General features: G+C 67.2%; 13 protein-coding genes. 4 read left to right on the forward strand and 9 right to left on the reverse strand.

Annotated features, from left to right (window positions below; genetic code table 11):
• Nucleotides 1-11: 11 nt before the first annotated feature.
• The 3 genes from efeO to FSV73_RS01830 all read left to right on the forward strand — a co-directional run bounded on the left by efeO (nt 12) and on the right by FSV73_RS01830 (nt 3172).
• Entirely contained in the window at nt 12-827 is an 816-nt protein-coding gene (gene efeO / locus FSV73_RS01820; protein ID WP_145003004.1) for an iron uptake system protein EfeO, read from the forward strand.
• A 202-nt stretch (nt 828-1029) separates the two neighbouring features.
• Complete coding sequence (locus FSV73_RS01825) at nt 1030-2688, forward strand: nitrite/sulfite reductase (protein ID WP_145003006.1); 1659 nt, start codon at nt 1030-1032, stop codon at nt 2686-2688.
• A complete protein-coding gene (locus FSV73_RS01830; protein WP_145003009.1) occupies nt 2672-3172 on the forward strand; it encodes a DUF934 domain-containing protein in 501 nt (166 codons plus the stop codon). Before FSV73_RS01825 ends, FSV73_RS01830 begins: the two co-directional genes overlap by 17 nt.
• A gap of 61 nt (nt 3173-3233) precedes the next feature.
• Here the strand turns inward: FSV73_RS01830 and FSV73_RS01835 are convergent, their stop codons facing one another.
• Both FSV73_RS01835 and sohB read right to left on the reverse strand, forming a co-directional pair.
• Nucleotides 3234-4226: a YhdH/YhfP family quinone oxidoreductase gene (locus FSV73_RS01835; protein ID WP_145003012.1), complete on the reverse strand. Its 993-nt coding sequence runs from the start codon at nt 4224-4226 to the stop codon at nt 3234-3236.
• A 49-nt stretch (nt 4227-4275) separates the two neighbouring features.
• Entirely contained in the window at nt 4276-5301 is a 1026-nt protein-coding gene (gene sohB / locus FSV73_RS01840; RefSeq protein ID WP_145003015.1) for a protease SohB, read from the reverse strand.
• Nucleotides 5302-5557: 256 nt separating this feature from the next.
• Between sohB and FSV73_RS01845 the strand changes: the two genes are divergently transcribed.
• Nucleotides 5558-5869, forward strand: coding sequence for an SCP2 sterol-binding domain-containing protein (locus tag FSV73_RS01845; protein ID WP_058765123.1), 312 nt, complete (start codon nt 5558-5560; stop codon nt 5867-5869).
• Nucleotides 5870-6320: 451 nt separating this feature from the next.
• Here FSV73_RS01845 and FSV73_RS01850 read toward each other — a convergent pair whose 3' ends face one another.
• The 7 genes from FSV73_RS01850 to FSV73_RS01880 form a co-directional block, all read right to left on the reverse strand.
• The gene (locus FSV73_RS01850; protein ID WP_145003018.1) at nt 6321-7802 is read right to left on the reverse strand and encodes an efflux transporter outer membrane subunit; all 1482 of its coding nucleotides are present in this window, start codon (nt 7800-7802) and stop codon (nt 6321-6323) included.
• Complete coding sequence (locus tag FSV73_RS01855) at nt 7799-10909, reverse strand: efflux RND transporter permease subunit (protein WP_145003021.1); 3111 nt, start codon at nt 10907-10909, stop codon at nt 7799-7801. Before FSV73_RS01855 ends, FSV73_RS01850 begins: the two co-directional genes overlap by 4 nt.
• A gap of 1 nt (nt 10910) precedes the next feature.
• Nucleotides 10911-14042 carry a multidrug efflux RND transporter permease subunit gene (locus FSV73_RS01860; protein ID WP_145003024.1) on the reverse strand — a complete coding sequence of 1044 codons (3132 nt, stop codon included), beginning with the start codon at nt 14040-14042 and terminating at the stop codon, nt 10911-10913.
• 9 nt (nt 14043-14051) lie between these two features.
• Nucleotides 14052-15287, reverse strand: a complete 1236-nt coding sequence (locus FSV73_RS01865) for an MdtA/MuxA family multidrug efflux RND transporter periplasmic adaptor subunit (RefSeq protein WP_145003027.1) — start codon at nt 15285-15287, stop codon at nt 14052-14054.
• Between the two features lie 162 nt (nt 15288-15449).
• On the reverse strand, nt 15450-15950 hold the full coding sequence (gene tpx / locus FSV73_RS01870) for a thiol peroxidase (protein ID WP_145003030.1): 501 nt from the start codon (nt 15948-15950) through the stop codon (nt 15450-15452).
• 79 nt (nt 15951-16029) lie between these two features.
• A complete protein-coding gene (locus tag FSV73_RS01875) occupies nt 16030-19722 on the reverse strand; it encodes a translocation/assembly module TamB domain-containing protein (RefSeq protein ID WP_145003033.1) in 3693 nt (1230 codons plus the stop codon).
• Nucleotides 19719-21395 (reverse strand): autotransporter assembly complex protein TamA, encoded by a 1677-nt coding sequence (locus FSV73_RS01880; RefSeq protein ID WP_145004160.1) that lies wholly within the window; start codon nt 21393-21395, stop codon nt 19719-19721. The genes FSV73_RS01875 and FSV73_RS01880 overlap by 4 nt, the downstream gene beginning before the upstream one ends.
• Nucleotides 21396-21439: the final 44 nt, after the last annotated feature.

The raw sequence follows: 21439 nt of genomic DNA on the forward strand, positions 1-21439 counted from the left end.
GGAGAAGTCGAATGAAACGCTCGTCCCTCGCCGTTGCCCTCGGTCTGGCCTTGGCCATGCCGGTGTTCGCCGCCAACTCGCCGCTGGATCTGGTCGGCCCCATCTCCGACTACAAGATCTACGTCACCGACAACCTGGCCAAGCTGACCGAGCAGACCCAGGCCTTCACCGCCGCGGTCAAGCGCGGTGACCTGGCCACCGCGCGCAAGCTCTATGCCCCGACCCGGGTGTCCTACGAGCAGGTCGAGCCCATCGCCGAGCTGTTCAGCGATCTGGACGCCGCCATCGACTCCCGCGAGGACGACCATGAGCAGGGCGTGAAGTCGGAGGACTTCACCGGCTTCCACCGCCTGGAATACGCCCTCTTCACCCAGAACACCACCGACGGCCAGGGCGCCCTGGCCGACAAGCTGCTGAGCGACGTCAAGGACCTGCAGGCCCGGGTCGACGGCCTGACCTTCCCGCCGGAAAAGGTGGTGGGTGGCGCAGCAGCGCTGATGGAAGAGGTCGCGGCGACCAAGGTCTCGGGTGAGGAGGAACGCTACAGCCATACCGACCTGTACGACTTCCAGGCCAACGTCGATGGCGCGAAGAAGATCGTCGACCTGTTCCGTCCGCAGATCGAGAAGCAGGACCAGGCCTTCGTCGCCAAGGTCGACAAGAACTTCGCCACGGTCGACAAGATCCTGGCCAAGTACAAGACCAAGGACGGCGGCTTCGAGACCTACGACAAGGTCAGCGAGCGGGATCGCAAGGCGCTGGTCGGTCCGGTCAATACCCTGGCCGAGGATCTGTCCACCCTGCGTGGCAAGCTGGGCCTCAATTAAGCAGCCCCAGGGGGCGGTGTCCGGCGCCGCCCCCTGCTACCACTTATCGCCGGAATAGATTTATATATAAAGAAACATCGCTTTTAAGCATATAGCCCTGCTGCTATCGTTCACGGCCTAGAAAAGTCCCTAGCGCCCTTCCGGGGGAGCCGAAGACTTCGATCACGCGCAGCCGTGCGCGCCGCCTGACAGCAGGATGACCATGTACGTTTACGATCAGTACGATCAGCGGATCGTCGAAGAACGTGTCGCCCAGTTTCGCGACCAGACCCGCCGCTTCCTCGCCGGGGAGCTCGGTGGCGAGGAATACCGCCCCCTGCGCCTGCAGAACGGCCTCTACATCCAGCGCTATGCGCCCATGCTGCGCGTGGCCGTGCCCTACGGCCTGCTGAACACCACCCAGGTGCGCAAGCTGGCGCAGATCGCCCGCGACTACGACAAGGGCTACGCCCACATCAGCACCCGGCAGAACTTCCAGTTCAACTGGCCGGAGCTGGAAGACGTCCCCGAGATCCTCGCCGAGCTGGCGACCGTGCAGATGCACGCCATCCAGACCAGCGGCAACTGCATCCGCAACACCACCACCGACCAGTTCGCCGGCGTCGCCCATGACGAACTGGTCGATCCGCGCCCCTGGTGCGAGATCATCCGCCAGTGGTCGACCTTCCACCCCGAATTCGCCTTCCTGCCGCGCAAGTTCAAGATCGCCGTCAACGGCGCCGCCCTGGACCGCGCCGCCATCGAGGTGCACGACATCGGCCTGGAAGCAGTGCGCAACGAGGCCGGCGAACTGGGCTTCCGCGTCCTCGTCGGCGGTGGCCAGGGCCGTACGCCCCACACCGGCGAATTCATCCGTGAATTCCTGCCCTGGCAGCACCTGCTCAGCTACCTGGAAGCCACCCTGCGGGTCTACAACCGCTATGGCCGCCGCGACAACAAGTTCAAGGCGCGGATCAAGATCCTGGTCAAGGCCCTAGGTGCCGACGTCTTCGCCGAGAAGGTCGAGGCCGAGTGGGCCCATCTCAAGGACGGCCCCATCACCCTGACCAAAGCCGAAGTGGCGCGGGTGTCCGCCTTCTTCGTCGACCCGGCCTACGCCGAGCTGCAGGACCAGGACGCGGCCCTCGCCCGCCTGGACGCCGAGCAACCCGGCTTCGCCCGCTGGCGCCAGCGCAACACCTTCCGTCACAAGCGCCCGGGCTACGTCGCCGTGACCCTGTCGCTCAAGCCCACCGGCGTGGCCCCGGGCGACGTCACCGACCGCCAGCTCGACGCCATGGCCGACCTGGCCGATCGCTACAGCTTCGGCGAGCTGCGCACCTCGCACCAGCAGAACGTGATCTTCGCCGACGTCCGCCAGGACCAGTTGCTGGAACTCTGGCACGAGCTGCGCGAGCACGGTTTCGCCACGCCCAACATCGGCCTGCTGACCGACGTGATCTGCTGCCCGGGCGGCGACTTCTGCTCCCTGGCCAACGCCAAGTCGATCCCCATCGCCGAATCCATCCAGCGTCGCTTCGACGACCTGGACTACCTGTTCGACATCGGCGAGCTGGACCTGAACATCTCCGGCTGCATGAACGCCTGTGGTCACCACCACGTGGGCCACATCGGCATCCTCGGCGTGGACAAGAAGGGCGAGGAGTTCTACCAGGTGTCCCTCGGCGGCGACGCCGGCCGTGACGCCACCCTGGCCAAGATCCTCGGCCCTTCCTTCGCCCAGGATCAGATGCCCGAGGTGATCGGCAAGCTGATCAACGTCTACGTCGAGCAACGCACCGAAGACGAGCGCTTCATCGACACCTACCGTCGTATCGGTATCGACCCCTTCAAGGAGCGCGTCTATGCAAAGAATCATTAAGGGCGACCAGCTGGTCACCGACAACTGGCACCTGCTGCCCAAGGACGTCGCCTTCGCAGACGTCCCCAACAGCGACGACGTGATAATCCCGGCCGCCCTGTGGCTGGAGCACGGCCATGCCCTCACCCGCCGCGATGGCAAGCTGGGCATCTGGCTGGACAGCGACGAAGAGCCGGAAAGCATCGCGGGCGATCTGGAACACTTCGCCCTGGTCGCCATCAACTTCCCGGCCTTCGTCGACGGCCGTGGCTATTCCTATGCCCGCCTGCTGCGCGAGCGCTTCGGCTGGAAAGGCGAGCTGCGCGCCATCGGTGACGTCCTGCAGGATCAGCTGTTCTTCCTCAAGCGCTGCGGCTTCGACGCCTACGTGGTACGCGCCGACCGCGATCCGGAAGCGGCGCTACAGGGGCTGCGCGATTTCAGCGAGACCTACCAGGGCGCGGTCGACGAACCCCAGCCGCTGTTCCGCCGTCGCCAGGGCTGATCGCTACCTTCGACGCAAAAAGAAACCCGCCGCGGCGGGTTTTCTTTTGCGCGGCGAGCCCTCACCCGAGGTCCACGACCACACGCCCCACCATCTTCCCCGCCAGGATCTGGCTGATGGTGTCGGGCAGCTCCTGCAGGCCGATCTCCCGGGTCAGGCTGTCGAGGTCGTCCAGCTTCCACTGCACCGAGAGCTTGTCCCAGAGTGCGGCCTTGGCCATCAATGGCAACTCCACGGAGTCGACGCCCAGCAGGTTCACGCCGCGCAGGATGAAGGGGAAGATCCCGGCCTCGAACCGGGTGCCGGCGGTCATGCCGCAGCAGGCCACGCTGCCACCGTATTCCAGCGACTTGATGACGTTGAAGAGGATATCGCCGCCAACGGTATCCACCGCGCCCGCCCACTGCTGATCCAGTAGCGGCTTGCCGACGCCGTCGGCCAGGGTCGCCCGGTCGAGGATCTGCCGGGCACCCAGGCGGTGCAGCCACTCCACCCGCTCCAGCTTGGCGGTGGACGCCGCCACGTGATAGCCCAGTCGCGCCAGCAGCTTCACGGCCAGGCTACCCACGCCACCGCTGGCGCCGGTGACCAGTACGGTACCGGCCTCGGGCGTCAGCCCCATCTGTTCGAGTTTTTCGACGCACAGGGCCGCGGTAAGGCCCGCGGTGCCGAGCACCATCGCCTCGCGCAGGCCGAGGTTGTCCGGGCGGCGGATCACCCAGGCCGCTGGAACGCGGATGTACTGGCCGAAGCCACCAGCGGTATTCATGCCCAGGTCGTAGCCGGTGACGATGACCTCGTCACCGACGGCGAATTCGGCGGCGCTGGAGGCTTCCACCACGCCCGCGGCATCTATGCCGGGCGTATGGGGATAGCGCCGGGTGACACCCCGGTTACCGATGGCCGACAGGGCATCCTTGTAGTTGAGCGACGAATAGCGCACCCGGATCAGCACCTCACCCGCGGGCAGGTCGTCCAGCGTCCGCGTCACCACCTCTTGCCGGAACGCACCATGGGCCCCTTCGGTCACCCAGAGCGCCTGAAAATTGCTCATCGCAGAACCTCCGTTGGAGTCTTGTTATGGGACGCCAGTCCTCGTGACCTCAGCGCCAGCGAGTCGATTCGGCCAGGCGCTCCCACCAGGTGGTCACCAGGCGATCGACGCCCAGGCTCGCCGCCATGCCCAGGCGTTCGGGCAGGGATTTCTTCTCGACGAAGCGCACGGCGAACACCTCCACCACCTGGGCCCGTTCGGCCAGGTATTCGTCGCTAGTGCGCAGCTCGTCCACCAGTTGCTTGCCGAGTGCGGCCTGACCCAGCCAGACCTCGCCGGTGGCGACTTCGTCGATGTTCAGTTGCGGCCGGTAGTGGGCGACGAAGTTCTTGAACAGCTCGTGGGTGGTATCCAGGTCATCCTGGAATTTCTCCCTGCCCTTCTCGTCGTTCTCGCCGAAGACGGTGACGGTGCGCTTGTACTCACCGGCGGTGAACACCTCGAAATCCACGTCGTGCTTCTTCAGCAACCGATGGACGTTGGGCAACTGGGCGACCACGCCGATGGAGCCGAGGATGGCGAAGGGCGCGCTGAGGATGCGGTCGCCGATGCAGGCCATCATGTAGCCGCCGCTGGCCGCCACCTTGTCGACGCAGATGGTCAGCGGCACCCCGGCCTGGCGGATGCGCGCCAGCTGCGACGCGGCCAGGCCGTAGCTGTGCACCAGGCCACCGCCGCTCTCCAGGCGCACCACCACCTCGTCCTTGGGCGTCGCCAGGGTCAGCACCGCGGTGATCTCGTTGCGCAGGTGCTCGTTGGCCGTGGCCTTGAGGTCGCCATGGAAATCGAGCACATAGACCCGGGACTTGCCGGATTCGCTCTTGCGCTTGGTCTTTTCGGCCTTGGTCTCGCGCTTGCGCAGGGCCTTGAAGGCCTCCTTGCCGAGCACGCTCTGTTGCAGCCGCAGGCGGAGATCACGATAGAAGTCATTGAGCTTCTGGACCTGGAGCTGGCCACCCGAGCCGCGGCGGTTACGGCCACGAATGGCAGCGGCGAACAGCAGCACGGCGAGGATCGCCACCACCAGGGTGACGGTTTTGGCCAGGAAACTGGCATAGTCGGCAAGAAACTCCACGGACTCTCCTAGAATGGCGGCAGCAATGCCCTGCCCAGCATACCGAGTCGCCGGACCGATAGAAACTCGCCGGCCCTACCGGTTTGCCTGGACGGCGGTCGGCCTGCCTGGCGCGGGCCCCGACACGACCCACACATTCAAACGGCCGTATGAATATCCGTTGACAGGGCTCCGGCCGCCCCCTACCCTCGGTCGAGTGCCCTGCCAGGCCGCTTCGGACCTGGCTTCATCGAAAAAGACCACAAGGACCCTCGCCATGAGCGCAGCCGATGCCATCGCCACCCTGAAGAGCAAGTTCGATCCCTCCGCCGCGGCCGGCCTGGACCTGACCTATCAGTTCGACGTCGAAGGCGGTGACAACTACTACGTGGTGATCAAGGATGGTACCTGCGACGTCCAGCAGGGCGACGCCGCCGATCCGGATTGCACCCTGATCATGGACCAGGCCACCCTGGCCGGTATCGTCAGCGGCGAGACCGACGGCATGCAGGCCTTCATGTCGGGCAAGCTGCGCGTCGAGGGCAACATGATGCTGAGCATGAAGCTGGGCGAACTCTTCCCCAACTGAGCGGCCAGCCAACAGAAAGCCGGGCCCCTGCCCGGCTTTTTTGTGCGCGCCGTCAGGGCCTGCGTGGTGGCGCCGGCGGCGTGAGGTCGCCGTCCCAGCCCCCGCCGAGCGCGGCGATCAGCTGGACGCTGGCATTCAGGCGACCCCCAGCGACGTAGCGTGGAAAACGGCGCAGCCTTTTCCACTGAGATACTCAGCCCAACACGCGGCCCTCGCGACTCCAAAGCTCACCCGTGGAAAACGCTGCGCGGATTTCCAGCCTACCGACTGGATCTGCTTTATCGCGGCCATGCCGGTGCGCCGTAGCGACCGCTCCTACAGGCATGAGCCACTACGTTTAATCACGGCGAGGCGGCCGTTACTAAGGGCTGCAAGATAACTGTAGGAGCGGTCGCTACGGCGCACTGGCATGGCCGCGATTAGGAACCTGCCCGACTCCTCCTGCCTGGGTTCAGGGACGGCGAGGCGCTGTCGCGGGGGCGAGGTTGCCATCCCACCCACCACCCAATGCCGCGATCAGCTGGATGCTGGCGCTCAGGCGACTCCCCAGCAGGGTCAGGTTGGTGCGTTCGTTGCTCAGGGCGGTGGTCTGCAGGGTGACCACGTCGAGATAGCCGATCAACCCGGCCTGGTACTGGTTCTGCGCCAGCTGCAGGGCGCGGCGGGCCGCCGCCAGGGCCTCCTGGCGGACCCCGGCCTCGGCGTCGTAGGTGCGCAGTTGCACCAGGTAGTCTTCCACCTCGCGGAAACCGTCGAGCACGGTCTGGCGATAGCCGGCGACGCTGGCATCGTAGCTGGCCTCGGCGGATTCCACCTGGGCCCGGCGCAAGCCCCCGTCGAACAGCGTCAGGGCGAAGGACGGGCCGATCGACCAGAAGCGATTGGGGGTACTGATCAGGCTGCCCCACTGGCTGGCGCTGTAGCCGCCGTTGGCGCTCAGGGTCAGGTCGGGATAGTAGGCCGCCTCGGCGACACCGATCGCGGCATTGGCGGCCATGACCTGGCGCTCGGCCTGGGCGATGTCGGGGCGACGCTCCAGCAGCGTCGAGGGCACCGCACCGGGCAGGGCCGGGAGCTTGGGAATCGAATCGATCGCGGCCAGCTGGAAGTTGGCCGGGACTTCCCCCACCAGTACCGCGATGGCGTTTTCCAGCTGGGCGCGCTGGTACCTGAGGTCGATGGCGTCGGCCTGGGTGCTCTTGAGCTGGGTGGTGGCCTGGGCGACGTCGGCCGGGGTGACGATCCCCGCGCGATACTGGTTCTGGGTCAGGCGCAACGAACGTTCGTAGGCGGCGACGGTGGCATCGAGCAGCCGCTGCTGGGCGTCCAGCACCCGCAGTTGCAAGTAATTGGTGGCCAACTGGGTCTGCAGGCTCAGGCGAGTGGCCGCCAGCTCCGCCGCACTGGCCTGGGCAGTGGCGCGATCCGCTTCCACCTGTCGCCGCACGCGGCCCCAGAGATCGACCTCCCAGCTCACCCCCAGGCTGGCATCGTAGGCGTTGCTGATGGTGCTCACACCGCCGCTGCTGACGGTACTGCTGGTGCCGCTGGAATTGCGGATGACGGTGCTGTTGCCCGAGCCACCGCCGCGCCCGGAGCGCGTCGCCCCCAGGCTGCTCGTCAGGGTCGGAAACAGCGCGGCGCGCGCCTGGCGTACCAGGGCCAGGGATTGCCGATAGCTGGCCTCGGCCTGGGCCAGGCTCTGGTTGCGCTGGTTGAGCTGGACCATCAGCCGGTCCAGGGTCGGGTCGTCATAGCGGCGCCACCACTCGCCGCGCAGCTCCAGGTCCTTGGGCGCGGCGGCCTGCCAGCCTTCGGCGTGGCGATAGGCGACCGGCACCGCGGTGGAGGGCCGCTGGTAGTCCGGGCCCAGGGTACAGCCGGCCAGCAGCAGCGCCAGGGTCAGCGTCGGCAGGCGCGAGGTTGGGTTCATAGCGGCGTATCCAGGGCAGCGTCGGTACGGATGCCGCGCCAGCGATTGACGCGGCGGCGCAGGCGTTCGAAATAGAGATAGACCACTGGCGTGGTGTAGAGGATGAGGATCTGGCTCAGCACGAGACCGCCGACGATCACCAGGCCCAGCGGCTGGCGCATCTCGGCACCCTCGGTATCGCCGATCAGCAGGGGCACGGCGCCGAGGATGGCCGCCATGGTGGTCATCAGGATGGGCCTCAGCCGCAACAGGCAGGCCTGGCGGATGCCCTCCTCGGGCGTCAGCCCCTGCTGGCGCTCCAGTTGCAAGGCCAGGTCGACCATCATGATGGCATTCTTCTTCACCACGCCGATCAGCAGGAACAGGCCGAGCATGGAGATCAGGCTGAACTGGCCGCCGGTGAGCTGGATGGCGAGCAAGGCGCCGACCCCGGCCGACGGTAGCGTCGAGAGGATGGTCAGGGGGTGGACATAGCTTTCGTAGAGTACGCCGAGCACGATGTAGACCAGCACCAGGGCGCCGAGGATCATCAGCGGCTGCCCGGAGACGGTGCTGGCGAAGATGTTGGCCGAGCCACCCAACCGCCCCTGGACGTCGCTCGGCAGGCCGATGGCGGCCACCGCACGCTGTACCGCCCGCGTCGCCTGCTCCAGGCTGACATCGGGCGCCAGGTCGAAGTTGATGCTTTCCGAGGCGAACTGGCCGTCGTGGGTGACCCGGTCCTCGGCCAGGCTGTTGCTGTAGTGGGCGAAGGCCGCCAGTGGCACCTGGGCCCCGCTGGCGGTGATGACCCGCACCTGCTCGAGGACGGTCGGGTCCTGGGCGTAGCGCGGATTGATCTCCATCACCACCTTGTACTGGTTGAGCGGCTCGTAGATGGTCGAGATCTGCCGCTGGGCGAAGGAGTTGTTGAGCACCGCGGCGACGGTTTCCATGTTCACGCCCAACCGCTTGGCCATTTCCCGGTCGATCTCCAGGGTGATCTGCTGGGTACTGCCCTCGCGACCGTCCACCGCGGTCAATTCCGGCAGCGCCTTGAGCGCCGCCAGCACCTTGGGCTGCCAGGTCTCCAGCAGGTCGACGTCGCCGGAGAGCAGATTGTACTCATAGGACGAGGTGCTCTGCTGGCGCCCGCCGAATCTCAGGTCCTGGTCGGCCATGAGGAACAGCTGGGCACCCGGCACCTTGGGTGCGCTGGCGCGGATGCGTTCGATGACCTTCTGGGCGTCCAGCTGACGCTCGGCGATGGGCTTCAGGCGGATCAGCATGACCGCGTTGTTCACCCCGCTGCCGGCACCGGAGCTGCCGACGAAGCCGGAGGCACTGGCCACCGCCGGATCGGCCAGCAGCGCCTTGCGCAGGATCTCGATCTTCGGCTGCATGACTTGGAACGACAGGGCGTTGTCGCCGCGGATGAAGCCGATCAACTGGCCGGTGTCCTGCTGCGGCATGAAGGTCTTGGGCACCACCACGTAGAGCGCCACGTTGAGCACTATGGTGGCGATCAGGCTGAGCAGGGTCAGCCGCCGATGGCGCAGCGCCCAGCGCAGGGTACGGTCGTAGCCCGCCACCAGGCGACGGTGGGCGCGCTCGCTGAAGCGCTGCAGCCGGCTTTCCGTGGCGGGATCGTGGGGGCGCAGCCAACGGGCGCAGAGCATCGGCGTGAGGGTCAGGGACACCACCAGCGAGACCAGGATGGCCGCGGCCAGGGTCAGGGAGAATTCGCGGAACAGCTTCTCGACGATGCCGCCGATGAACAGGATGGCGACGAACACCGCGACCAGGGAGACGTTCATCGACAGCAGGGTGAAGCCCACCTCGCGGGTACCCTGGTAGGCGGCCTTCAACGGCGCCATGCCGTTGTCGATGTGCCGGGCGATGTTCTCCAGCACCACGATGGCATCGTCCACCACCAGCCCCGCCGCCAGGATCAGCGCCATCAGCGACAGGGTGTTGAGCGAGAAGCCGAGGAGGTACATGGCGGCGAAGGTACCCACCAGCGAGATGGGCACCGCCAGGGCCGGGATCACCGCGCTGCGCAGCCGACCGAGGAACAGCCAGACCACGCCGATCACCAGGAACACCGCGATGATCAGGGTCAGCTCGGCTTCGTGCAGGGTCGCCTTGATCACCCCGGACCTGTCCATGGCCACTTCCAGGCGGGCACTGGCCGGCACTATGGCCTCCAGCGCCGGCAGGCGCGCCTTGAGCGCGGCGATGGTCTCGATGATGTTGGCGTTGGCCTGGCGATTCACCACCAGCAGCACGGCGCTCTGATCATTATAGAAACCGGCGTTGTAGCGATCCTCCACCGCGTCGCTGACCTTGGCGACGTCGCGCAGGCGCAGGGTCGCGCCGTCCTGGTAGCGGATGATCAGCGGCGCATAGTCGGCCGCCTTGAACAGCTGGTCGTTGGCCTGGATCTGCCAGTTGTGCTCGTCATTGGCCACGGCGCCCTTGGGCCGGCGCTGGTTGGCGTTGTTGATCGCGGTGCGGACATCGTCCAGCGCCAGGCCATAGTGTTCCAGCTGGCGCGGTTCCAGCTCGATGCGCACCGCCGGCAGGGAACTGCCGCCGATCTGTACCTCGCCCACCCCGCTGACCTGGGACAGGCTCTGCGCCAACACCGTGGAGGCCAGATCGTAGAGTTCGCCCTTGCTCAGGGTCTTGGAGGTCAAAGAGAACACCATGATGGGTGCCTGCGACGGATTGACCTTGCGGTAGCGCGGCATCTGGCGCATGCCGCTGGGCAGCAGGTTGCGCGAGGCATTGATCGCCGCCTGGACCTCGCGCGCGGCGGTGTTGACGTCCTTGTCCAGGTCGAACTGGATGATGATCTGCGTCGAGCCCTGGCTGCTGCGACTGGTCATGGAGCTGATGCCGGCGATGGTGCCGAGGGAGCGCTCCAGTGGCGTGGCGACGCTCGATGCCATCACCTGGGGACTGGCGCCGGAGAGGCTGGCGGACACGGTGATGGTCGGGAAGTCCATCTGCGGCAAGGGCGCCACCGGCAGCAGGCGGAAGGCGATGGCCCCCAGCAGCAGCAAGGCCAGGCTCAGCAGCAGGGTCGCCACCGGCCGGGCGATGAAGGGCGCCGAGAGATTCACCTCAGGCCGCCCTGCGCCGGCCCAGGCGTTCGCCCAGGCTGTCGAAGGCCAGGTAGATCACCGGGGTGGTGAACAGCGTCAGCACCTGGCTGACCAGCAGGCCGCCGACCATCACGAGGCCCAGCGGCTGGCGCAGCTCGGCCCCTGCCCCGGTCGCCAGCATCAGCGGCACCGCGCCGAACAGCGCGGCCAGGGTGGTCATCAGGATCGGCCGGAACCTCAGCAACGCCGCCTGGTAGATGGCCTCCTCCGGCGTGAGCCCCTGGTGCCGTTCGGCGTCCAGGGCGAAGTCGATCATCATGATGGCGTTCTTCTTGACGATGCCGATCAGCAGGATGATGCCGATCACCGCGATCAGGCCGAGGTCATTGCCGGTGAGCAGCAGCGCCAGCAGCGCCCCGATGGCCGCCGAGGGTAGCGTCGAGAGGATGGTCAGGGGGTGGATGAAGCTTTCGTAGAGCACCCCGAGCACGATGTACATCACCACCACCGCGGCCAGGATCAGCAGCAGGGTGCTGGACAGCGACGCCTGGAAAGCCGCCGCCGCGCCCTGGTAGCGGGTATTTATGCCGATCGGCAGGCCGATCTCCTGCTTGGCCGCGTCGATGGCCGCCACGGCGGCACCCAGCGACACCCCACTGGCCAGGTTGAAGGACAGGGTCACCGCCGGGAATTGGCTGAGGTGGTTGATCACCAGCCGCGTCGGCCGCTGCTCCATCTTCACCAGGCTGGACAGGCGTACGGGCGCGCGGCTGCTGTCGGTCGTGGTGTCCGCGGTGGTGGCCGTGCCGGTACCACTGCCGTTGCTGGCGGCGTTGCCGCTGCCAGCCTTGACCCAGACCTGGTCGAGGGCATCCGGGCCCAGGCTGTCGGCGGCGGCGCTGGCCAGCACCACCCGGTACTGGTTGGCCTGGGTGTAGATAGTCGAGATCTGCCGTTGGCCGAGGGCGTCGTAGAGGGCGTCGGTAATGGCCGAGACCTGCACGCCGAGGCGCGCCGCGGCGTCGCGGTCGATGGTCAGGTACAGCTGCAGGCCCTTGTTCTGCAGGTCGCTGGTGACATCGGTCAGTTCCGGACGCTGCTGCAGGGCCTGGGTCAGGCGCGGCACCCAGGTGTCGAGCAGGTTGGCATCGGGGGAGTCCAGGCTGAGCTGGTATTGGGTGCGGCTGACCCGGTCCTCGACGCTGAGATCCTGTACCGGCTGCATGTAGAGGGTGATGCCGACCAGCTTGGCGACCGCGGGTCGCAGGCGGTCGATCACGTCCTGGGCGGTGACGTCGCGCTCCCCTTGCGGCTTGAGGTTGATCTGCATCCGCCCGCTGTTGAGGGTGACGTTGTCGCCGTCGACGCCGATGTAGGACGACAGGCTGGCCACGGCAGGGTCCTGCAGCACCACCTCGGCCAGCGCCTGCTGGCGCTCGCTCATGGCGCGGAAGGAGATGGCCTGGGGCGCTTCGGTGATGCCCTGGATGGAGCCGGTGTCCTGGGCCGGGAAGAAGCCCTTGGGTACCAGCAGGTAGAGCACCGCGGTGAGCACGAAGGTCGCCACCGCCAAGAGCAGCATCAACGCCCGGTGCGCCAGCGACCAGCGCAGCGCCCGACCATAGCCGGCGATCAGGCGCTCCAGCCAGACAAGCCGGTGCTCGCCCGCTTCCTCGCGTTTGAGCAGCCGGGCGCACATCATCGGCGTGAGGGTCAGGGAAATGACCAGCGAGATGAGGATGGCCACCGCCAGGGTGATGGCGAATTCCCGGAACAGCCGGCCCACCACGTCCTGCATGAACAGCAGGGGGATCAGCACGGCGATCAGCGAGACGGTGAGGGACACCAGGGTGAAGCCGATCTGGCGGGCGCCCTTGAGCGCGGCTTCCAGCGGACTGGCACCCTCCTCTAGGTGCCGGGAAATGTTTTCCAGCATGACGATGGCATCGTCGACGACGAAGCCGGTGGCGATGGTCAGGGCCATCAGCGACAGGTTGTTCAGCGAAAAGCCGGCCAGGTACATGGCGCCAAAGGTGCCGATCAGCGACAGTGGTACCGTGACCGAGGGAATCAGGGTGGCGCTGAAGCGGCGCAGGAAGACGAAGGTGACCATGACCACCAGCCCCACCGCCAGCAGCATCTCGTGCTGGACGTCGGTGACCGCCGCCCGGATGGTCTCGGTGCGGTCGCTGAGCACGGCGAGGTCGAGGCCTGCCGGCAGGCTTTCCTTGAGGCTGGGCAACAGCGCCTGGATCCGGTCGACGGTCTGGATGACGTTGGCACCCGGCTGGCGCTGGACATTGACCAGGATGGCGCCGCTGCGATTGGCCCAGGCCGCCAGCCGATCGTTTTCCGCGCCCTGGGCGATGGTGGCGACGTCGCCCAGGCGCAAGGCGCCGTTGTCGGCGTAATTGAGGATGAGATCGCCGTAGGCCTTGGGATCGCGCAACTGGTCGTTGGCGTCCAGGGTGGCGACCCGCGTGGGCCCGTCGAAACTGCCCTTGGGCTGGTTGGTGTTCTCGCTGGTGACCAGGCTGCGCACGTCGGCCAGGGTCAGGTTATGGGCGGCGAGCTTGTCCGGATCGACCTGGATGCGTACCGCCGGGCGCTGGCCACCGGCCAGGCTGACCATGCCCACCCCGCTCACCTGGGCGAGCTTCTGCGCCATGCGGGTGTCGACCAGGTCGTAGAGGGTCGGCAGCGGCAGCGTCTTGGAGCTGATCGCCAGGGTCACGATGGGCGTATCGGCCGGATTGACCTTGTTGTACACCGGCGGGGCCGGCAGGTCGTTGGGCAGGAAGTTGTTGGCCGCGTTGATCGCCGCCTGCACCTCCTGCTCGGCGACCGACAGGTCCAGTTCCAGGTTGAACCTGAGGGTGATGACCGAGGCGCCCCCCGAACTGGTCGAGGCCATCTGCGACAACCCCGGCATCTGGCCGAACTGCCGTTCCAGCGGCGCGGTGACGGCGCTGGTCATGACATCGGGGCTGGCGCCCGGATAGAGGGTGAGAACCCGGATGGTGGGATAGTCCACCTGCGGCAGCGCCGCGACCGGCAACAGCCGGTAGGCCAGCAGGCCGGCGATGAGCAGCGCCACCATCAACAGGGTGGTGGCCACCGGGCGCAGGATGAAGGGGCGCGAGATATCCATCGCGGCCGATCAGCCCTGGGTCTTGCCGGGCTTGCGTACCGCCGGCTTGGCCGGTTCGCTGGGCGGCGCCGAGGCCCCGGTGACGATCTCCACCTCGTTGCCCTCGCGCAGCCGGTCGGTGCCTTCGGTCACCACCCGGTCCCCCGCGGCGAGGCCGTCGGTCACCACCGTGTTGCTGCCATCGTCGGGTCCGAGCTTGAGCGCCCGGACCTGGATCTTGTTGTCAGCCCCCACCACGTAGGCGAAGGTGCCATTGGAGCCGAACTGGATGGCCGCCGAGGGCACCACGAGCGCCTGGTCCAGCACCTGCTCGCGGACGCGGACGGTGACGAACTGGTTAGGGAACAGCGCCTCGTCGCCATTGGCGAAGCGGGCACGGAACTTGAGGGTGCCGGTGGCGGTGTCGATCTGGTTGTCGAAGCTCTGCAGGGTGCCCTCGGCGACCTTCTGCGTACCGCCGCGATCCCAGGCTTCGACCGGCAGCGTCTGGCCGCTGCGCGCCCGCTTGAGCAACTCGCCGAGCTGGCTCTCGGGCAGGGTGAAGACCACCGAGATCGGCTGGGTCTGGGTGATGACCGCGACCACGGTGCTGTCGTTGGCGGACAGCAGGTTGCCCCCGTCCAGCTGGCGCAGGCCGACCCGGCCGGTGATGGGCGCCTTGATCTGGGTGAAGGTCAGGTTCAGCTTGGCGTCGGCCACCGCGGCCTGGCTGTTCTTGAGGGTGCCGCGATACTGGTTGACCAGGGCTTCCTGGGTATCCAGCGTCTGCTTGGCGATGCTGTCTTCGCGGAACAGCCCCTGGTAGCGCTTGAGGTCCAGCTCGGCATTGCGCAGCTGCGCCTGGTTCTGTTGCAGGGTGCCTTCGGCCTGCTGCAGGGCCACTTCGTAGGGCCGGGGATCTATGGTCGCCAGCAACTCGCCGGCCTTGACCTTCTGGCCTTCCTCGAAGGCGACGCGCAGCAGCTCACCGGCCACCCGGGTACGGACGTTCACGGTGTTCAGCGCCGTCACCGTACCGATGGACTTGCGCACGATGGGAAAGCTGCGCTGGGCCACGGCCACCACCCGCACCGGGGTCGGCCCGGTCATGCCGAAGGGGGCACGGGCGCCCTTGCCCTGGGCGGACTCACCCTGCTGGCCGTGCTGGTGATACCAGTACCAACCGCCGGCGGCCGCCAGGACAACGAGGGCGAGCAGCCAGACCAGTCGGCGACGCACGGGGGAGCGGGAGGAAGAGTCGGACATCGGAAAGTAGGTACACGCTGGGAAAGGCGGAAGATAAGCAGTAGCGAGACGGGTAACCAGCCCCTTTACTGCGATTTTACGTCAAGCAAAACGGGCAGACACCCAAGGCGCCTGCCCGTTCCTGAACGACCACCGCCGGGCTTGGCGGTGGCGAGACGGCAATCAGCGGAGGACGGCGAGCGCGGCCGCGTAGTCCGGCTCCTGACCGATCTCGGGGACCAGTTCGCTGTGCAGCACCTTGTCCTGCTCGTCCAGCACCACCACGGCGCGCGCCGCCAGGCCCTGCAGCGGGCCGCTGGCGAGGGCGACGCCGTAGTCCTGCAGGAATTCGGCACCCCGCAGGGTCGACAGGTTCACCACCTGCTCCAGGCCTTCGGCGCCACAGAAGCGCTTCTGGGCGAACGGCAGGTCGGCCGAGATGCACAGCACGACGGTGTTTTCCAGCTTGTCGACTTCGCTGTTGAACTTGCGGACCGAGGTGGCGCAAGTGGGCGTATCGACGCTCGGGAAGATGTTGAGCACCTTGCGCTTGCCGGCCAGGCTGGCCAGGGTGATGTCCTGCAGATCGCCGTTGACCAGGCTGAAGGCAGGCGCCTGCTGACCGGGCTGCGGCAGGTTGCCCTGGACGTCGACCGGGTTGCCACGCAAATTGACGGTTGCCATGAACTGCTCCTTTCTCATGAGACGGGACGAGGAGTAAACACGTTTTCCGCGACCGATCAAAGCCTTGCCCGTCCCTGGGTCAAAAATCGCGGCGATAGAAGAAATCCAGGGAATTCGCCAGGCCACTGGCAATTTCCAGATAGAGCCGGCGGGTGAGCTGATAGCGCAAGGCGACGGTATTGGCCGAATCGAACACCCCGACCCCATAGCGTACCGACAGCCGATCGGTGAGATTGCCGGAGGCGACCACGCTGGTCTTGTCGCCGGACCCCGCGGTATCGAGCTGGAAATTCTGGATGCCGAGCCGCTGCGCCAGGGCGCCCGCAGTACCCGAGCTGCCAGCCAGCCCGAGCGCCAGGGCCGCCTGCCCAAGTACGTTATTGTCCCCTTCGCTACCGCTGGACAGCGGTCGCCCCAGCACCAGGTAGGCCAGTGCCTGCTCCTGGCTCATGCTGGGCTCGGAGAACACCTCGATGCGCGGCTGCTGGGCGAAGCCGGACAGCCGCAGCCCGGCGGTGACGTTCTGCTCCTGCACCACCCGCACCGCCTCGACATCGATGTAGGGCTGGGCGATGGGCCCCTGGAAGAACAGGCGGGCGCGCCTCATGGTCAGGCGCTGGCCATAGGCGTTGTACCGGCCGTTGCGCAGATTCAGTTCCCCCCGGGTGTCCAGGTTGTCGCCGATGTGCACCTTGCCGACGATCTCGGCGGACAGGCCGAAGGCATCGAAGGTGAGCTTGTCGGCACCGACCAGCACGTCGACATCCATGGCGATCTGCATCGCCTGCTGCTTGGCCGGCGCTTCCTGGCCGACGATGACGGCGTCGTTCGAGACCTTCACCGTGGACGGCGGCAACTGCTGCACCTGGATACGCCCACGCGGCACCCGCACCTCGCCGGCCAGGGCCAGCCGGCCATCCTTCATCAGGATCTTGAGGTTGGGCGCCACTTCCAGCTGGGCATAGGGCTCGACGTTGACCGGCAACTTGTCACCGGTGACCGCGACGTTGACATCCAGGCCCGAGGCCCAGCCAACGCTGCCCTGGATCTCGCCACGGCCCTGGGTCCCGCTGCGCCAGCCACCGTCGAGGACGGCGGTATCGCCCTGGATGCGGGCGGTCAGGCCGAGGTCCTGCAGGCGGGTCGGCACGCTGCCGCCGCCGATATCGCCGCCACTGAGCCGGAGCTGGCCATTGACCCGCGGCTGCAGCAGCGTCCCGCCCAGGTCGCCCGCACCATCGATCTTGCCTTCCAGGTGCTCGATGCCTTCGACGAAGGCCTTGCCCAGGGCCAGATTCAGGCCCTGCAACTGGAAGCGACCGGCCAGCGCCTGGTGCGGATCACGGGGATCCAGCCGAGCCTGGACATCGAGCCGGCCGAGGTCGGCACTGGTCAGGCGCACCTGGGTATCCACCTGCTGGGGTTTCAGGGCGCTGGTGACGTCCAGGCTGTCGTAGTTGAAGGTCTGCCACTGGCCTGCGGCGTCGCGCAGCTTGAGGCTGCCGCGTCCGGCCTGGAGGCGAATCTCGCCATCGAGGCCGGTCTTGGGCAGGCGCAGGTCGACGTCGCCATCGAGGCTGCCTTGCCAGGCCAGTTCCGGCGGCAGCAGCGGTTGCAGGCTGGCCAACGGGAAGGCGCGCAGGTGCCACGCCAGGCGGGTATCGGGCAGTAGCTGCTGATCGTCGCCGCAGAGGCTCGCCGTCCCCGAGCGCCAGCAATGCCGGCCCAGTTCCAGCCGGCCGTTGGCCAGCCGCTCCATACGCGCCGGATTCTGTAGCGTCCAATTCTGCCCGCTGGCGGCGACCGTACCCCGCGCGAGCTGCCCTTTCCAGTCGCCATTGTCGGCCAGGGTGCCGCCCGCCGCGAGTGCCAGGCTGACCTGGGGCCCCTTGAGCGAGAGCTCTGCCTGCTGCTGACGGCGATCGCCCTGCCCTTGCAGGCGCAGCACCCCGAAGTCGCGGCCGGCCGCCTGCAGCCCCTGGGCGGTCAGGTCCAGGGTGCCACGCTGGCGGTCGTCCAGCCGGGCGGCCAGCGCCAGACTGGCGAGGCGATTGTCGGCGTAGGCGAGCTGGCGACCGTCGAGACGCAGCTGGCCCGCGGGCGCCTTGAGGGTGCCGGCGAGATCGAGACGGCCCTCGGCACTGCCCGACAGATCGGGCCAGAGCTGCGCCAGGCGCCGCAGATCGAGTTGCAACTGTCCTTGCAGCCGCTGGTCGAGGGCGCCCTGGCCCTGGATCCGGTTGTCACCGAGGCGGATGTCCAGCTGCGACACCTGCCATTGCTCGCCGGCGCCCTTGGCCTGCGCGGCCAGCACGGCCGGCTGGTTGCGCAGGCGCCCTTTCAGATCCAGATTCGCATCCAGCTGCAGACGTCCGTCCTTGAAGGTACCGGCGCTGCGCAGCGGGCCCGCCAGGCTACCGGGCAGCTGGGCGACCCAGAACGCCGGATCCAGGCGACTCAGGTCCAACGCTACCTGCCAACTGATACCCTCGGCGAAACCCAGGTTGACCTTGCCCTCGGCGCGGCCCTGGCCGGCCTGGAGATCCAGCGACGGCAGGTTGAGCTGGGTGGTGTCGCCGCTGAAGGGCGTGGCCAGAGTGAAGGCACCCGCCGGTCCGGTAGCGGCGGCCTTGAGGTTGCCGAGATACTTACCGTCCCGATAGGCCACCTCGCCCTGCAGGCGCTGCAGACTCACCGGTGGCTCCGCCATGGGATACAGCCGGCGCCAGGGAAAGTCACGCCAGTCCAGGGTGGCATCGGCGGCCAGTCCCTGCTGCCAGTCGAGCTGCCCGGCCAGCACCACCCGCTGCTCGGGCGTCGCTTGCAAACGCAGCGCCTTGATCCTGGCGCCCTGGGCATCGACACGGCCATCCAGATCGAGAGCCACCGGACCGCCCTCGCCCGGCAACTGCGCCTGGCCGACCAGGGCATAACCCGTCGCCAGATCGCCGCGGGCGGTCAGTTTCAGGTCGTTCAGGCGCAGTGTCTCGGGCAGGCTGGCAGCCGCCTTGAAGCCATTCGCCGTGAGTTGCAGGTCGGCGGGCACCTGCTCGACCAGGGGCTGTACGGTACCGGTCAGCCGCCCCGGCAGGTAGCCACTGCTGTCGGCGGCCAGGTGCAGGGTCTTTTGCAGCTCGCCGTCGATGTTGAGCGCCAGCGACCAGGGCGCCTGGTCCGGTGCCGGCAGGCCCAGGGTGCCGCTCAGCTGCAGCGGCCAGTCGCCGCTGGGCTGCAGGTGCCCGCGGGTATCCAGCGTCAGGCCATAGGCCGCGCCAGCCAGCCGCTCGATGGCGATGCCGTCGCTTTGCCAGCGGGCTTGCACGTGCAGGTCACGCGCCTGTTCGGCCCCGTTGTAGCGGATCTCGCCCAGGCGCACCTCACCGAGCTGCACCCGGAGCGGCAGGCCCAGCTTCGGTAAACGGATCGGGCCGCTCGCGGCTGGCGCCGGCTCGGTACTTGGCGCCTGCTCGATGGTGATCCGCGAGGCGACCAGGGTATCGATGCACAGCTGCAAGCCGAACAGGCAGCGCGGACGCCAGGCGAAGTCGGGTTCATCGACCGTCACCCGGGTAGCGCCGCCCTCCCACACCAGTTGCCGCGCCTGCCAGTGTCCGCCCAGGCGACCCTGGAAGTCGCTGACGGTCAGGCCAGGCACCACTCCGAGCAGGGCGCGGCCGCTGGCGCCATTGCTCAACACCAGCACCAGCGCCAGGAGCAGCGCGCCCAGGGTGGCCGCTAGAAGGCCAAGAATGACTCCGCCTACCGACTTCACAGCTCAGGTCCTATGGAAAAGTGCAGGCGAATGCCGCCGGGCTCGTCGAGACCATGGGCCAGGTCGACGCGGATCGGGCCGACCGGCGATACCCAGCGCACGCCGACGCCGACGCTGGTCTTGAGCTCGTAGTTGTTGAGATCGTTGAAGGCACTGCCCTGGTCGATGAAGGTCGCCAGCCGCCACTTGTCACGCAGCGGATACTGGTATTCCAGGCTGCCCGCGACCAGATAGCGCCCGCCCACGTAGTCTCCCTCGTCGTTTTCCGGCGACAGGGTCTGGTAGTCGTAACCGCGAACGCTCTGGTCGCCCCCGGCGAAGAAGCGCAGCGACGGCGGAATCTTGTTGTAGCCATTGGTGAGGTTGCCACCCAGTTGCAGCCGTCCGAGGAACCGATGACCGTCACCGACGGTGATCAATCCCCGCGCCAGCGCCGTGGCGTGGATCATGTTGGCGTCCGAGAGCAGGCCCTCCTTGGCCGCCGAGACGCCGAACTGCAGCCGGTAGCCGCGATTGGGGTCGATGCGGTTGTCGCTGCGCAGCAGCGAGAAGTCCACGCCCGGCATCACCAGGTTGGAAGTGCCTTCGTCGTTGCCGAGACGGTAGTTCTCGTTCCGCCACTTGAGTGAGAGCACCCGCTCCCAGCCATTGGGAAACTTGCGATGCCATTCGGGACCCACGGTGAGCAGCTGGCTCAGGGAGTCGTCGTCGGCGATCTGCTCGTACTGGTAGCCGCCGGCGAAGCGGAACTTGTCGTTGATCGGGTCCTGCCCGGGGATGTCGTACCAGGTGGAGATGCTCTGCCGCGGCGCCGACAGCTCGGCCTCGGCACCGAGGCTGTGCCCCTGGGGATTCAGCCAATGGTTTTCCCAGGTGAATCTCAGCCGTGGACCGACATCGGTGGAGTAACCTGGGCCGAAGCCGAAGGTGCGCGGCTTGCGGGTTCTCAGGGTCACCGTCACCGGTACCTCGGCGGCACCGCTGGTCTTCGGGTAGGTATCGAGGCGGGCACCGTCGAAGAAGCCGCTGGCCAGCAGGTTGCTCTGGAAATCGGCGATCAGCTCGGAATCGTAGGGAGTGCCCTTGGCGAAGGGCACCATGCGCTGGAGCAGATCGGGATCAAAGGGCGCATCGCCCTCGAAGGACACCTTGCCCAGCACGAAGCGCGGACCACTGTCGAACACCAGGGCGATATCTGCGAACCCGGTGGCCGGATCGATGCGCAGCTGGTGCTGGGTGAAGGTGCCGCGGAAGAAACCATAGCGCTGCGCCTGGCTTTCGATCAGCGCCTTGGCGTCTTCGTAGAGGCCCTGATTCAGCGGCTGGCCAGGCCTGAGCCCTGCCGGCAGAGGGCGCTGGAAGGCGTGCAGCTGGCGTGCCGGGCCCTCGATGCGGATATCGACGTCGCGCAGCTTGACCGGCTCGCCAGGCCGCACCTCCACCACCAACCGCGGCGTCTCACCCGGCTCGACCCGGGTCTCGATTTGCGCATGGTAGTAGCCCAAGGCCTGGGCAGCTTGCTCGGCCTGCCGTTCCGTCGCCGGTCGCAACCGCTGCAGACCGGCGGCGTCACGGCCTTCCACCGAACCGATGTAGGCCTGGATGTTGTCGCGCAGCGGGTTGTTGGCCGGCTCCACGCGAACGCTGACTTCGGCCGGCGCCGCCCAGGCCATGCCGTGCAGACAACAAACTCCAATCAGGGCGCGGCGTAGAGCGT

The organism is Pseudomonas oryzihabitans (genome assembly GCF_007665395.1).
Taxonomy (GTDB): Bacteria; Pseudomonadota; Gammaproteobacteria; order Pseudomonadales; family Pseudomonadaceae; genus Chryseomonas; species Chryseomonas psychrotolerans_C.

What these genes read in the sequence shown, in the direction of transcription:
- efeO (WP_145003004.1), top strand. Translation starts at nt 12, where the DNA reads ATGAAACGCTCGTCCCTCGCCGTTGCCCTCGGTCTGGCCTTGGCCATG.
- FSV73_RS01825 (WP_145003006.1), top strand. Translation starts at nt 1,030, where the DNA reads ATGTACGTTTACGATCAGTACGATCAGCGGATCGTCGAAGAACGTGTC.
- FSV73_RS01830 (WP_145003009.1), top strand. Translation starts at nt 2,672, where the DNA reads ATGCAAAGAATCATTAAGGGCGACCAGCTGGTCACCGACAACTGGCAC.
- FSV73_RS01835 (WP_145003012.1), bottom strand. Translation starts at nt 4,226, where the DNA reads ATGAGCAATTTTCAGGCGCTCTGGGTGACCGAAGGGGCCCATGGTGCG.
- FSV73_RS01845 (WP_058765123.1), top strand. Translation starts at nt 5,558, where the DNA reads ATGAGCGCAGCCGATGCCATCGCCACCCTGAAGAGCAAGTTCGATCCC.
- FSV73_RS01850 (WP_145003018.1), bottom strand. Translation starts at nt 7,802, where the DNA reads ATGAACCCAACCTCGCGCCTGCCGACGCTGACCCTGGCGCTGCTGCTG.
- FSV73_RS01860 (WP_145003024.1), bottom strand. Translation starts at nt 14,042, where the DNA reads ATGGATATCTCGCGCCCCTTCATCCTGCGCCCGGTGGCCACCACCCTG.
- FSV73_RS01865 (WP_145003027.1), bottom strand. Translation starts at nt 15,287, where the DNA reads ATGTCCGACTCTTCCTCCCGCTCCCCCGTGCGTCGCCGACTGGTCTGG.
- tpx (WP_145003030.1), bottom strand. Translation starts at nt 15,950, where the DNA reads ATGGCAACCGTCAATTTGCGTGGCAACCCGGTCGACGTCCAGGGCAAC.
- FSV73_RS01880 (WP_145004160.1), bottom strand. Translation starts at nt 21,395, where the DNA reads ATGGCCTGGGCGGCGCCGGCCGAAGTCAGCGTTCGCGTGGAGCCGGCC.